The organism is Caulobacter sp. P1_D6 (assembly GCF_056406095.1).
The window spans coordinates 53,456-67,274 of sequence record NZ_JBFUAW010000022.1; the positions used below are offsets into that span (position 1 = coordinate 53,456).

Below are 13,819 nucleotides of genomic sequence, written 5' to 3' on the forward strand. Positions count from 1 at the left end.
CGGACCGGATTGCGCTGAAAAGCACTTGCCTGCGCCAAGCGCCCGGCCGGCGGGCGATCCGACGTCCACGGCGCATCTTGCGACCGTTTCCGACGTCGTCCCGCTCCTGGACGGACCCAAAAGAAAAGGGCCCGGCGTCGCCGCCGGGCCCTCAACCTTAGTGCCTGATCTTGATCTTAGAAGTTGATCGAGATCGTGGAACGACGGTTCAGCGGTTCCTTCACACCATCGCCGGTGGCGACGGCCGGGGCGCTTTCACCCTTCCAGTCAACGGCCAGGGTGTCGGCGGCGACACCGGCGCCGACCAGGGCGTCAGCCACGGCCTTCGCACGACGCTCCGAGAGCTTGGCGTTGTACTTCGGCGAACCCGAGGTGTCGGTGTGACCGACAACCACCAGCTTGGTGGCCTTGCCCGAGGTCGCGTAGTTCGCGGCTTCCGAAACCACCGACTGGGCTTCCGGCGTCAGGACGTACTGATCGAACGGGAAGTAGACGATGAACTCGCGAGCCTCATACGCCGGCGGAGGCGGCGGGGGAGGCGGCGGGGGCGGAGGCGGCGGGGGCGGAGGAGGCGGCGGCGGCGGGGGCGGCGGCGGCGGCGGCGGCGAAGCGAAGGAGTAACGCAGACCCACGGTCAGCGATTGGTCCTTGTACTGGCCTTGGAACGCGCCGGGTTGGATCGCGCCGTTGCCGGTCGACTGCCAGCCGTGCTCCTCGGTGGCGAACCAGCGGTAGGTCACGTCGACCTTCAGCTTGTCGGTCGCCTTGATCGAGGCGCCGGCGATGGCTTGCCAGGCGATGGCGATGTCGTCGTCGTCGACGGTCAGGTTCTGCTGAGCCGCGTTGGTCGCCGTGACCGGGCCCACGCCGCTGAACTGACCCAGCGCGCTGACGTCCAGACGGTTGATGCCGAGACCGGCGCCCAGGTAGGGGTTGATCCACGAGTCCGGCGCGAAATCGTACAGGACGTTGACCATCAGCGACCAGGAGTCGATCGAGCCCGACGGGCCGCCGCAGGTCGGCGAGGTGGCCGAACGGGTCACGCCGGGGGTGCAGAGGCCGATCGGCTGCTGACGGACCGGGTTGCCCATGACGGTGGTCAGGTCGCCGGGGCGATAGCCGCCTTCGACTTCGGCGCGCCAGTTCGGGTTGAACTGGTAGCCCAGGCGGACGAAGCCGGCCCAGTCTTCATCCGTCGACCAGGTCCAGTGCGCGTGCGCGCCATCGCGCAGGCTCAGGTCCGATTCGGAGTTGATGCCCTCGGGCCAGTGGTAGCCAAGGTCGACCGCGCCGTACCAGCCGGTCTCTTGGGCCGAAGCGGCGCCAGCGGCGAACACCGCGGCCAGAGCCACCCCCGCCAGGAGTTGGAGTTTCATATCAAGAGCCCTCTATTGCCCTGCACCGGCCGAGACCGACCGAGCATTGTTATACCAAGGCGCACGATCCGCGAAAGTGTCAGCAGAGCAACACCCGTCAGGTTTCGAGCGCCCCATTAGAGATGACGCCGCGAAACATGACCGCCCCCACGAAATCAACTTCCGAGCGTATCGGCTGACTGTCCCGGAAAAAGCGCCAGCATAGTACCGGTTCGCACGTGAATCCGCGCAGCGCAAGGCCTTGAGCGCGTTTTACAACCTGCAAACGTGTAAAAATGTCGCACCTGTGCAGGAACTCCACAGTCGGAAGCGGCGGGCGCCCGCTACCTCAGTCGAGGGTCCGTCGGTAACGTGACATAGCGGCGGCGGCGATCGCCACGACAAATAGCGCCAGGGCCAAAAGACTAGTCCAAAGGTCGATCAGACCCAGTCCTTTAAGTAATGAGCCGCGCACGATTCGCAGGAAGTGGGTCACGGGGATCACGCTGCCCAGGGCCTGGGCCCAGGCCGGCATGCCCCGGAACGGGAACATGAAGCCCGACAGCAGGATCGACGGCAGGATGTAGAAGAACGACATCTGCACGGCCTGCAGCTGGTTGCGGGCCACGGTCGAAATGAGAAAGCCCAACGACAGCGACCCGAAGATGAACAGCACCACCCCCAGGGCCAGGGCGTCCCAGCCGCCCGCCATCGGCACCGAGAACAGCACCCGCGCCAGCACCAGGATGACCACGGTCTGGATCAGCCCGACCACCACATAGGGCGACAGCTTGCCGATCATCACCTCGATCGGCTTGGCCGGGGTGGCCAACAGGCTCTCCATGGTGCCGCGCTCGTATTCGCGGGTCATGCCCAGCGAGGTCATCATCACCAGGGTCAGCGACAGCACCACGCCCAGCAGGCCGGGCACGATGTTGTAGGCGGTGATGGCCTCGGGATTGTAGCGCCGGTGGATCACCACCTCGAACGGATCCTTGTCGACCCCTATGCCAGAAGGTGGGGCCGCCGCGCCCACCAGGTCGCGCGACAACGCCGTACGCGGAAGATTGGCCAGGGCCGCGATCGCGCCGCCGGTGGCGGCGGGGTCGGAGGCGTCGGCCTCGACCAGGATCTGCGCGTCGTCGCCGCGCACCACGCGGCGCGTGAAGTCGGCGGGGATGGTCAGGGCGAACTGCACCTCGCCCCGGGCGATGGCCTGGTCCAGCTCCTCGGGCGAGGACGCCTCGCGGACGATCTTGAAGTAACCGTTGTGGGCCAGGGCCGAGAGGGCCGAGCGCGCCATCGGCCCGTGGTCCTGCACCAGCACCGCCGTGGGCAGGTCGCGCGGGTCGCTGTTGATGGCGTAGCCGAACAGCAGCAGCTGGACGATCGGCATGACCAGGATCATCGCATAGGTCAGCCGGTCGCGGGTGAGCTGGATGAACTCCTTGGTCAGCACCGCCAGGATGCGGTTCAGGGAGAGGCCCCTGTCGGCCGCCCCAGACGAGGATTGGGCGCCGCTCATTGAAAGTTGTCCCGCGACGACGCCATCAGCTGGATGAACACGTCCTCCAGGGTGGGCGAGACCTCGCTCCAGACGAATGGCGGCTTGCGATAGGGGGCGATGGCGGCCTCCAGCGCCGCGCGGTCCTGGCCGCTGACGTGCAGGGCGGCGCCGAACGGCGCGGCCATGGCCACGCCCGGGGCCTTGGAAAGCTCGCGGCCCAGCCGGTCGGCCCCTGGTCCCTCGGCGCGGAAGGTGGTCAGGCCCGACTGGCCGATCACCTCGTCCAGCGTCCCCCGCGCCATCAGCTTGCCGTAGGCGATGTAGGCGATGTCGTGGCAGCGCTCGGCCTCGTCCATGTAGTGGGTCGAGACCATCACGGTCAGGCCCTCGGCCGACAGGGCGTGGATCTCGTCCCAGAACTCGCGCCGCGCCTGGGGATCGACGCCCGCCGTGGGTTCGTCCAGCAGCAGCAGGCGCGGCTCGTGCAGCACGCACGACGCCAGGGCCAGGCGCTGCTTCCAGCCGCCCGACAGGCTGCCGGCCAGCTGCTTCTGGCGTCCCGCCAGGCCCAGCCGCTCAAGCGCCTCGTCCACCCGCCTGCGGCGCTGGTCCAGGCCGTAGATGCGGGCGGTGAAGTCCAGGTTCTCGCGGATCGACAGGTCCTCGTAGAGCGAGAACTTCTGGGTCATGTAGCCGGTCTGGCGCTTGATCTCCTCGGCATGGCGCCGGAAGTCCAGGCCCAGCACCGTGCCCTCGCCGGCGTCGGGGGTCAGCAGGCCGCACAGCATGCGCAGGGTGGTGGTCTTGCCCGAGCCGTTGGGACCCAGGAAGCCGGTGATCTTGCCGGAACCGACCTGGATGGTCAGGTCCTGGACCACGTGCTTGTCGCCGTACGACTTGTCCAGGCCGCGCACGTCGACGGCCAGCTCGCCGCCGGGCTCGGTCAGAGGCTTGGAAGCAGGCTGGGCGACCGCGGCGTTCACTTGCCCGCGCCCTTCAGCGGAACCACGTCGACCGGCAGGCCGGGCGGCAGGTCGTCCGGATGGTCCGGCAGGGCCTCGACCAGGAACACCAGCCGGTCGCGGGCGTCGCGGCTGTAGATCACCGGCGGGGTGAACTCGGCCCGGGGGCTGACGAAATTGATCCGGGCGCCGAGGCCGCTCTTGCAGCCGTCGCACTCGAAGGCGATCCGCGCGCCCGGCTTATAAAGAGCGACCTCGGACTGGGGCACGTAGAACCGCAACCGCACCCGGTTGTCGGCCAGCAGGGCCACCACCGGCTGGTTGGCCGCCACCCATTCGCCGGGCTGGTAGAAGACGTCCTGCACCCGGGCGGCCGTCGGGGCCTTGGGGCTGATCTGATCGAGGCGGTCCTGGGCGACGGTCAGCTGGTCGCGAGCGGCGGCGGCCTGGCTCTCGGCCGCGCGGATGGCGTCCGGCCGCGCGCCCAGCGTGCCGACCCGCCGCTGCTGCTCGACGGTGCGGACATTGGCCTGGGCCGTGCGCAGGGCCGCCTTGGCCTGGTCGAGACGGGCGGGGGCGTAGAAGCCCCGCGCCGCCAGGGGCGCGACCCGGTCATAGTCGGCCTGGGCCTGGACCATCTGAGCGGCGGCGGCGGCGCGCTGGGCGTCGTAGACCGCCAGCTCGTCCGGCCGCTGGCCCTTTTCCGCGTCCAGCACCTGGGACTGGGCGGCGGCGGCCTGGGAGGCGGCCTGATCGCGGGCGGCCACCAGCTGGGCGGCGTCCAGGGCGAACAGCGGTTGGCCGGCGGCCACGCGCTGGCCGCGCTGGACCGACACCGTGCTGACCGGCCCGGCGACCGAGGCCCCGACATAGAGGGTCTCGCCCTCGACATAGCCCGACAGTCGCCGGGGGTGGGCCGAGCCCGGGCCCCAGATCCGCCAGGCGACGAACCCGACCAGCCCAATGGCCGCGACGGCCAGGACGATGCGAACCCGCGGCTTCATGCGCGCCCCTCCCCCGGATCCACCAGCATGCCCTTCAGGACGACCTCGGCGTGCTGGGCCAGCAGGGCCTTCAGGTCGACCGGCTTGACCCCGATCGGCACGAACACCTCGCGCCACAGCACGCCCAGCAGCAGCGGCCCCGCCAGGCTGAACACATAGAGCTGGGGATCGCCGGGCCGCACCTCGCCGCGCGCCTGGGCGGCGGTCACGGCCCCGCTCATGGCGCCCAGCATCAGCGAGATCACGTCCTCGTGCCAGACCTTGGCCAGCTCCGGGAAGTTGCGTGACTCGCCGATCACCATCTTGGCCACCGCCCCCAGCCGGCTCTCGGTCATCAGGTCGGCGATGCGGGCGAAGACCAGGCGGATCAGGTCGCCGAACGGCATCTGGCTCTGGCCGATGAAGCCGGCGACGGCCTCCAGGTTCGGCGCGATCGTCTCGCGCACCACCGCCCGGAACAGGTCCTGCTTGGTCTCGAAATAGAGATAGAGCGCGCCCTTCGACACCCCGGCCCGGGCGGCGATGTCGTCCAGCCGCGCGGCCGCGAAGCCCTTCTCGGAAAACACGACCAGCGCCGCGGCGATGATCTCGCCGGGGCGTGCTTCGCTGCGTCGTCGCCACTTGGGTTGGCCGGGCTGCATGGTGGGGCTCGATATATAACTGACGAGTCAGTTATATATCCGGATATCACCGATTGTCAAAGCGATGAGAGCGCTCGACCGGAAGTGGCGCCTCGTCTAGCTTGACCGCATGCGCGCCCTCCTGATCCTCGCCGCCGCCCTCGTGCTCGCCAGTCCGGCCCAGGCCCGGGACGACAAGGAGGCCGCCACGCGTTGCGCCGCCAGCGTCGCGCGCCTCGACAAGCCGCTGAACGACCCGTCGGCGCGGATGGCTGTCTATTTCTGGTCCGTCTTCATCGATCACTACCGCCCGATCCCCTATGAGGCGGCGGCGATGTCGCAAAAGGTGATCGCCCAGTGCGGCGACGACGGCCGCCGCGACAATGCCTGGTCCTTCACCGTGCACCTGCTGGCCGCCTCGGGCGACCTGGACGGAGCCCAGGCCGTGGCCGAGGAGCGCTTGCGCCTGTCGCCCTCGAACACCGCATTGGAGGAACTGGCGGAGGTCCGGCTGCGAAAGGGCAACGAAACCGGCGCGCTCGACGTCGTGCGCAGCAAGGCTCTTCCGGGACGCTCCGACGAAGAGATGCTGGCGCGGATGTACCGGTCCCTCACCGTCGAACGGGACGCCGATCAGTCCGCCGCCCTGGCCTTGCTTCGGAGAGGCGAACAACATTGGCGCGCCCTGGCTGAAGTCCAGCGGGATCCGGATACGACCATCCGGTTGGCCGGCATGATCGCCCGCCAGGGCTCCCCGCAGGAACGCATGAACGACAACAAGGCCGCCGCCGAGACCTATGCCCGCGTCGAGACCACGCTCGCCCCGCTGCGCACCCGCCCTCTGGACGGCTTCGATGAGAACGGAGTCGAGGCCGTCCTGATGGACGCCTACGTCTCGAGGGCCAGGGTCTCCGCAGCGGCCGGCGATCGCGCCGGCGTGCTCGACAGCGCCAGCAAGGCCGTCTCCCTGGCCCAAGACGAACCTTTCACGGTCGCGGACGGATCGTTCCGGGGCGAGATCTCGATCAACCGCTGGACGGACGGCTATCCGGCCCGCTTTTCAGTCGACTACTTCCGGCAGATCGCTGACGACCTGATGCGGGTCGACGCGCCGCGCCAGGCCCTGCCGCTGCTGCGGGCCGTCGCCGAGTTCTGGTCCGTCGTCAACACATCGCGCGGAAAGCCTGACACCGGCACGCACCTGATCAATGTCGCCCGAGCCCAGCGCTTGTCCGGCGAACCCGCCGAGGCGTTGAAAACGCTGGATATCAGCCTGAAGCTGATGCGCGACAACGCCCGCCCGACCCCTACCGATCCCATGGAGGGGCACATGCTGCCGCGGATCGCCGAAGGCCTGCTGGAGCGCGGCCTGGCCCTGGACGCGCTGGGGCGCGGGACCGAGGCCTGCGCCGCCTTCCGCGACGCCCGCCTCACGTTCAGCCCCGAGCCAACCCACTATCCGGTGACGAGCCCCCTGCTGACCCGGCTGGACGAGGCCGTGGCGCGTCCGGCCTGCGCCGCCTAGACCCGGCCCGCGTCCCTCAACCGCTTGCGCTTGCCGCCTAGCGCGTCCGGCCGGTTCAGCACCTTGCGGTACTCGTCGCGGCGCTCGTGGATCGAGGCGATGACCAGGCCCATGGGCACGCCGATGTCGACCAGCACGGCTTCGGACAATTGCAGCGAGGCCTCGATGGTCTCGGGCACCGCGTCGGTGGCGCCCAGCTCGTACAGGCGGGCGGCGTGGCGGGCGTCGCGGGCCCGGGCGACGATGGTCAGGTCGGGGCGATGGCCGCGGGCGGTGGCCACCACCGCCTCGGCGGCTTCCGGCGAATCCATGGTCACCACCACCGCGCGGGCGTGGTCCAGGCCGCAGCGCTCCAGCAGCTCCACCCGCGAGGCGTCACCGAAATAGACGCGGTGGCCGGCGCGGCGGCCCTGCTGGACGAAGCTGGGGTCGCGGTCGATGGCGATCCAGGGCAGCTCGTGGCGATCCAGCATGTCGCCGACCAGCCGGCCGACCCGGCCGTAGCCGACCACCAGCACCCGGCCCGCCGGCTCCTCGCTCTGCAGGCCCACCAGATCGGGAGCCTCGGCGACGGGGGCCGGGGCGCGCTTGGCCAGGCGTCCGCCGACCGCCGACAGGACCGGGATCAGGAACATGGTCAGGGTGGCGGCCACCAGAACGGCTTGGCCCACTTGGTCGGAGACGACACTGGCGGCCATGGCGTTGTCGAGGATCACGAAGGCGAACTCGCCGCCGGCCGCCAGGGTCAGGGCGGCCTCGATCGACGCGCGGTTCGACAGGCCGAACAGCCGGCCCAGCCCCATGATCATCACGCCCTTGACGACGATCAGGCCCACGGCGACGCCCAGCACGAAAACCGGCGAGGCGATCAGCAGCGACAGGTCAAGCCGGATGCCCAGCGACACGAAGAACAGGCTCAGCAACAGCCCCTTGAACGGCTCGATCTTGACCTCGACCTCGTGGCGGTACTCGGTCTCGGCCAGCAGGATGCCGGCCACGAAGGCGCCCAGGGCCATCGACAGGCCCGATAGCGACGCCACCAGCCCCGCCCCGATGATCACCAGCAGGCAGGCGGCCATGAACATCTCTTCGCTCTTGGCCTTGGCGACCGAGCGCATCATCGGCCGCAGGGCCAGGCGGCCGAACAGCACGATGATCCCCAGGCCGACCACCGCCGGCCCGAGGGCCAGCAGGTCGCGCAGGCCGAACGTGCCGTCGCCCCGGCCCAGGATCGCCAGGGTGATCAGGATCGGGGCCACCGCCAGGTCCTGGAACAGCAGCACCGAGAAGGTGGCCCGCCCGCCCTCGGCGTGAAGGCGCTTGCGCTCGACCAGCACCGGCACGGCGATGGCGGTGGACGACAGGGTCAGGGCCGCGCCGATCGCCAGGGCCGCGACCGGCTGCTGGCCCAGCGCCATGGCGATGCCCCCCAGCGCCAGCGAGCAGCCGATCATCTGCAGGGCGCCCAGGCCGAAGACCAGCTTGCGCATCAGCCGCAGCCGCTCCCAAGACAGCTCCAGCCCGATCATGAACAGCAGGAACACCACCCCGAACTCGGCCAGCTGGGCGATTTCCTGGGGGTTGTCGACGGTGACGTAGTCCAGCCACGGGAAGGTGTGGCTCAGCGCGCCCAGGCCGAACGGCCCCAGGATCACGCCGGCGATCAGGAAGCCGAGGATGGGGTTCAGCTTCAGCCGCTTGAACAGCGGCGCGACGATGCCCGCCGTGGCCAGGAACAGCACCAGGTCCTTGTAGTCCGCCGGCGACATCGCGTGGTTCACGTGGTCTTGCCCCTCTTGCCTGGTTCCTAGCTGGCGAGTTTCAGTCTTACGCCGGCGCCCGCGTCGTCCGGTGGGATCAGCGCGACCCCGCCGACCTCCAGCGCGTCGATCAGCAGCCGTTCGGTGCTATGGTGCAGGGCGTGGCGCTCGGTCTCGAAGTCCTTGACCGTGCTGCGCGAGACGCCGGCCTTGTCGGCCAGGTCGCCCTGCGACCAGCCCAGCAGGCCGCGCGCGCCGCGACATTGGGCCGGCAGGAGAATTTTTGCGTGGGGCATCTGGCGCTCCCGGGCTTTGTCACCCATATTGGTTGAGTACGCCCGAAAATGTTGACCGTCAAGGAGAGCCTTTGCACCACACATCCCTGATCGCCACCATCTGCGCCGGCCTGGGCCTGGCCTTCGTGTTCGGCGCCATCGCCAACCGGCTGAAGCTGCCCGTGCTGGTCGGCTACCTGGTGGCCGGCGTGATCGTCGGCCCCTTCACGCCCGGCTACGTGGCCGATCAGGAGCTGGCGCCGCAGCTGGCCGAGATCGGGGTGATCCTGCTGATGTTCGGGGTGGGCCTGCACTTCTCGGTCAAGGACCTGCTGGCGGTGCGCAAGATCGCCATCCCCGGCGCCGTGGTGCAGATCCTGGCCGCCACCGCCATGGGCATCGGCCTGGCCCACCTGCTGGGCTGGACCCTGGGGGCGGGGATCGTGTTCGGCCTGGCCCTGTCGGTGGCCTCGACCGTGGTGCTGCTTCGCGCCCTGCAGGAACGCCGGCTGATCGAGACCGACCGCGGCCGCATCGCCGTCGGCTGGCTGATCGTCGAGGACCTGGCCATGGTGCTGGCCCTGGTGCTGCTGCCGGCCCTGTCGGGCATGATGGGCGGCGAGGCCCCGCCGCCGGGACCGGGCGGCGTCGCCGGCGCCTTCGCCATCACCATCGGCAAGGTCGCGGCCTTCGTCGCCCTGATGCTGATCGTCGGCCGCCGGGTGATCCCCTGGATCCTGCACCGCATCGCCCACACCGGCTCGCGCGAGCTGTTCCGCCTGGCGGTGCTGGCCATCGCCCTGGGCGTGGCGTTCGGCTCGGCGGCGCTGTTCGGCGTGTCGTTCGCCCTGGGCGCCTTCTTCGCCGGCATGATCATGGCCGAGAGCGAGCTTTCCCAGCAGGCCGCCAACGAGACCCTGCCGCTGCGCGACGCCTTCGCCGTGCTGTTCTTCGTGTCGATCGGCATGCTGTTCAACTGGTCGGTGATCCTGCGCGAGCCCCTGGCGGTGCTGGCGACCCTGGCGATCATTGTGATCGGCAAGTCGGTGGCCGCCTGGATGATCGTCATCGCCTTCAAGCGCCCGCAGAGCGTGGCCCTGACCATCTCGGCCAGCCTGGCCCAGATCGGCGAGTTCTCGTTCATCCTGGCCGGCCTGGGCGTGTCGCTGAAGCTGCTGCCCAAGGAGGGTCAGGACCTGATCCTGGCGGGCGCCATCCTGTCGATCCTGCTCAACCCGCTGCTGTTCGCGGTGCTCGACAAGATCCTGCCCAAGCTGGTCGGCCGGACCGGCGAGCCGGTGGCTCCGGCGATCGCCGCCCAGCCGCACGGCGTGCTGGTCGGCTACGGCCGGGTCGGCAAGGCCGTCGCCGAGGGCTTGAAGGGCCGCATGCCGCTGGTGGTGATCGAGGACGAGGGCGAACGGGCCGACGAACTGCGGGCCGGCGGCTTCGACGTGCTGCAGGGCAACGCCGTGCGCCCCGAAATCCTGCTCAAGGCGGGCCTGGCCGAGGCCACCCACCTGTTCGTCGCCGTGCCCAGCCCGTTCGAGGCCGCCCGGATCATCGAGCAGGCCCGCGCCGCCAACCCGAAGGTCAAGATCATCGCCCGCGCCTATACCGACGCCGACGTCGACCTGCTGACCCAGATGGGCGCCACCCACGCCCTGATCGGCGAACAGGAGATCGCGCGCGGCATGCTGGCCCTGGCGCCGAAGCGGGCGGCTCCGGCGGCGTCCGTGCACTAGCTTTTACTTCCATTCATCCCGGCGAAAGCCGGGACCCMAGCTGTCTCCGCAGGTTATAACCTGGCCCATCGCCCTGCTGGCGATGCTGGCCGTGCTCGTCCAGGCGCTGATGCCGGCCGCGGCCATGGCCCACGACGCTTCCGGCCAGTCGGTGCTGATCTGCACCGCCGACGGCGCCAAGTCGGTGGAAGTCGCCGGCGACGTGATCGGCAAGAAGGATCCAAAGGGATTCGGCGGCCTGCCCTGCGCCCAGTGCGTGGCCGTCGCCCTGGCGACCACCACCCCGCCGGACATCGCCGTCGCCCCGGTGCTCTACGGCGCCCGCATCGCCCCCGCCCCCCGCGCGGCCCTGACCGGCGTCGCCCTGGCCCGGGCGCCTCCCCGTCCGCCCGGACAGGGACCACCGACCGCCTGATCGCCTGACCTTCGTCTCGCGCGTTACGGCCGCATGCCGACGCGCGTCGTCATGCTTTCGGGGCTCTTTTCATGTCCAATTCCTTCCGCCTGGCCCTTCTGGCCGGCGCCACGTTCTGCCTCCTGTCATCCGCCGCGTACGCGGCCGAAGACGACCAACGCTCCACCGTCGACTCGGTCATCGTCACCGCCCGTCCCAATCCCGAGGATCCGCCGGTCGTGGCGGCCGCGCGCCGGCGCCTGTCGGAAACGCCCGGCGGCGTGTCGGTGATCTCGCAGGAATCCTACATCCATCGCGAGACCCTGGGTCTGGACGACATGCTGCGCGACGCGCCCGGCGTGTACGCCCAGCGCAAGTGGGGCGGGGATGTCCGCATCTCGATCCGCGGCTCGGGAATCGGCAACGCCAACCACAATCGCGGCCTGCTGCTGGCCCAGGACGGCGTGCCGTTGAACGAGGCCGACGGCTTTGGCGACAGCCAGGTCGCCGACCCGCTGAACACCCGCTACGCCGAGGTCTATCGCGGCGGCAACGCCCTGCGCTTCGGCGGGGCCCTGCTGGGCGGCGCGATCAACATGGTCACGCCCACGGGCAAGGACGCCGGGTTCGACAATCAGGTCCGCATCGACGGCGGCTCCTACGGCCTGCTCCGCGAGCATGTCGCCATCGCCCGCCAGTCGGGCGACTGGGACGTCTATGCCGCCGCGACCAACCAGACCGGCCAAGGCTGGCGCTCGCAGAGCCAGCAGAACATCCAGTTCGGATCCTTGAACATCGGCCGATCGTTCGGCCAGGACCGCGAGGTCCGGTTCATCGTCAACGGCTCGAACATCAACCAGGAGATCCCTGGATCGCTGACCCTGGCTCAGTTCGAGGCCAATCCGCGCCAGACCGCCGTGGGCAACGCCAGTGGCGACCAGGGCCGCAACCAGCGCGGCGTGCGCGGTTCGCTGGGCACGACCTGGCGGCTCGGCGACGATCTGGTCTTCCAAGGTTCGCTCTATGCGGTGTGGAAGGACCTGGACCACCCGATCTTCCAGGTCATCGACCAGCAGAGCCGCAACTACGGCGCCTTTGGCCGCTTCGACTGGGACGGCCAGATCGGCGGCAAGCGCGCCGACGCCTTCTTCGGCGCCTGGTACCGCACCGGCGACATGGACTCCAACTTCTACGTCAATGTCCGCGGCGCTCGCGGCGCCCCGACCTCGCGGACGCAGCAGAACGCCAAGGCCGTCGATGTGTTCGGCGAGGGCCGCCTGTTCGTCACCGACCGCGTGGCCGTGGTGGCGGGCGCGACCTGGGGCCAGGCGGAGCGGGACTACACCAGCTTCGCGGTCCCGGGCGTCGCTACGACGTTCAACCTGAAGGCCGACAAGACCTACGACTGGGTGTCGCCGCGCATCGGTCTGCTCTGGCAGGACGAGACCGGCAACCAGATCTTCGCCAACCTGACCCGCTCGGTCGAGCCGCCGAACTTCAGTTCGATGACCCCGACCAACACCGGCTTCACGCCCGTCCGCGCCCAGAAGGCCTGGACCGGCGAGGTCGGCGCGCGCGGCCACACCGGCCCGTTCACCTACGACGTCACCCTGTATCGCGCCGACCTGAAAGACGAGATGCTGCAATATGCGGTCAGTTCGTCGATCCCGGCCTCCACCTTCAACGCTGACAAGACGGTCCAACAGGGGATCGAGGCGGCGCTGGACTGGGCCGTGGCCCCGCGCTGGCGCATCCGCCAGACCTGGACCTGGTCCGACTTCCGCTTCGAGGACGACATCCAGTTCGGCGACAATCGCCTGCCGATCGTGCCTCAGAACTTCTACCGCTCGGAGGTCCGCTACGACGACCCGCGCGGCTGGTTCCTGGCCCCGTCCGTCGAGTGGTCGGCCAGCGACCAATGGATCGACTACGCCAACACCAAGAAGGCGCCGGGCTACGCGATCCTGAACCTGAACGCCGGCTGGAAGGTCAGCGGCCAGGTGTCGCTGTTCCTCGACGCGCGGAACCTGGCGGACAAGGCCTATGTGTCCAACACCCAGGCCGCCGTGACCTGGACCGCGGCGACCGCCACGCTCTGGCCGGGCGATGGCCGGTCGGTGTTCGGCGGCGTCACGGTCGGCTTCTGAGGAGAAACGTCATGAAAGCTCCGCTGATCGCCTTTCTGGCCCTGCTGGCCCCGCTTCCCGCCGCCGCCCACGTCGTCGCCGCGCCCGGCGAGGCCAAGGCCGGCTCCTATTCCGCCATCGCCTTCCGCGTCGGCCACGCCTGCGCGGCCGGCGACACGACGCTGAAGGTGCGGGTCGAGGTCCCCGACGGCGTGGCCTCGGCCCGGCCGCAGCCCAAGACCGGCTGGACGATCGATGTCGAAAAGGACGGTGACCGCGCCACCGCGATCACCTGGACCGGTCGCCTGCCCGACGACCAGTTCGACGACTTCGCCCTGCTGATGAAGCTGCCGGCTCAGCCGGGCGCGCTGGTCTTCCCGGTGATCCAGTCCTGCGAGAAGGGCGAGAGCCAGTGGACCGAGATCCCCGATCCCGAACGCCCCGGCGAGAAACTGACCCGCCCGGCCCCGACCGTGCGCCTGATCCCCGCCGCCGCCGAACAAATGCCCTCCATGCCGGGCATGAAACACTGATGCCGAGAAACGC

At 69.6% G+C, this 13,819-nt stretch carries 12 protein-coding genes; 5 read left to right on the forward strand and 7 right to left on the reverse strand.

What is annotated here, in order from left to right; translation table 11 throughout:
• Window positions 1-176: 176 nt before the first annotated feature.
• The 5 genes from AC1DYP_RS13865 to AC1DYP_RS13885 form a co-directional block, all read right to left on the reverse strand.
• Entirely contained in the window at window positions 177-1,376 is a 1,200-nt protein-coding gene (locus AC1DYP_RS13865; protein ID WP_477046799.1) for an OmpA family protein, read from the reverse strand.
• A gap of 328 nt (window positions 1,377-1,704) precedes the next feature.
• The gene (locus AC1DYP_RS13870; RefSeq protein ID WP_477046800.1) at window positions 1,705-2,880 is read right to left on the reverse strand and encodes an ABC transporter permease; all 1,176 of its coding nucleotides are present in this window, start codon (window positions 2,878-2,880) and stop codon (window positions 1,705-1,707) included.
• The gene (locus AC1DYP_RS13875; protein ID WP_477046801.1) at window positions 2,877-3,845 is read right to left on the reverse strand and encodes an ABC transporter ATP-binding protein; all 969 of its coding nucleotides are present in this window, start codon (window positions 3,843-3,845) and stop codon (window positions 2,877-2,879) included. Before AC1DYP_RS13875 ends, AC1DYP_RS13870 begins: the two co-directional genes overlap by 4 nt.
• Complete coding sequence (locus tag AC1DYP_RS13880; protein ID WP_477046802.1) at window positions 3,842-4,828, reverse strand: HlyD family secretion protein; 987 nt, start codon at window positions 4,826-4,828, stop codon at window positions 3,842-3,844. The genes AC1DYP_RS13875 and AC1DYP_RS13880 overlap by 4 nt, the downstream gene beginning before the upstream one ends.
• Entirely contained in the window at window positions 4,825-5,469 is a 645-nt protein-coding gene (locus tag AC1DYP_RS13885) for a TetR/AcrR family transcriptional regulator (RefSeq protein ID WP_477046803.1), read from the reverse strand. The genes AC1DYP_RS13880 and AC1DYP_RS13885 overlap by 4 nt, the downstream gene beginning before the upstream one ends.
• A 109-nt stretch (window positions 5,470-5,578) precedes the next feature.
• On the opposite strand from AC1DYP_RS13885, the gene AC1DYP_RS13890 reads away from it, so the two are divergent.
• Window positions 5,579-6,973 carry a hypothetical protein gene (locus AC1DYP_RS13890; RefSeq protein WP_477046804.1) on the forward strand — a complete coding sequence of 465 codons (1,395 nt, stop codon included), beginning with the start codon at window positions 5,579-5,581 and terminating at the stop codon, window positions 6,971-6,973.
• Here the strand turns inward: AC1DYP_RS13890 and AC1DYP_RS13895 are convergent.
• Window positions 6,970-8,742 (reverse strand): cation:proton antiporter domain-containing protein, encoded by a 1,773-nt coding sequence (locus tag AC1DYP_RS13895; protein WP_477046842.1) that lies wholly within the window; start codon window positions 8,740-8,742, stop codon window positions 6,970-6,972. The two genes, AC1DYP_RS13890 and AC1DYP_RS13895, sit on opposite strands and share 4 nt — an antisense overlap.
• Window positions 8,743-8,780: 38 nt before the next feature.
• Window positions 8,781-9,029 carry a helix-turn-helix transcriptional regulator gene (locus AC1DYP_RS13900; protein WP_477046805.1) on the reverse strand — a complete coding sequence of 83 codons (249 nt, stop codon included), beginning with the start codon at window positions 9,027-9,029 and terminating at the stop codon, window positions 8,781-8,783.
• Window positions 9,030-9,100: 71 nt separating this feature from the next.
• Between AC1DYP_RS13900 and ybaL the strand changes: the two genes are divergently transcribed.
• From ybaL to AC1DYP_RS13920, 4 genes are all read left to right on the forward strand, one after another.
• Window positions 9,101-10,753 carry a YbaL family putative K(+) efflux transporter gene (gene ybaL / locus AC1DYP_RS13905; RefSeq protein ID WP_477046806.1) on the forward strand — a complete coding sequence of 551 codons (1,653 nt, stop codon included), beginning with the start codon at window positions 9,101-9,103 and terminating at the stop codon, window positions 10,751-10,753.
• Window positions 10,754-10,835: 82 nt separating this feature from the next.
• Window positions 10,836-11,168 (forward strand): DUF2946 family protein, encoded by a 333-nt coding sequence (locus tag AC1DYP_RS13910; protein ID WP_477046807.1) that lies wholly within the window; start codon window positions 10,836-10,838, stop codon window positions 11,166-11,168.
• 71 nt (window positions 11,169-11,239) lie between these two features.
• The gene (locus AC1DYP_RS13915) at window positions 11,240-13,294 is read left to right on the forward strand and encodes a TonB-dependent receptor family protein (RefSeq protein ID WP_477046808.1); all 2,055 of its coding nucleotides are present in this window, start codon (window positions 11,240-11,242) and stop codon (window positions 13,292-13,294) included.
• Window positions 13,295-13,305: 11 nt separating this feature from the next.
• On the forward strand, window positions 13,306-13,806 hold the full coding sequence (locus AC1DYP_RS13920; protein WP_477046809.1) for a YcnI family protein: 501 nt from the start codon (window positions 13,306-13,308) through the stop codon (window positions 13,804-13,806).
• The last annotated feature ends 13 nt before the right edge of the window (window positions 13,807-13,819 follow it).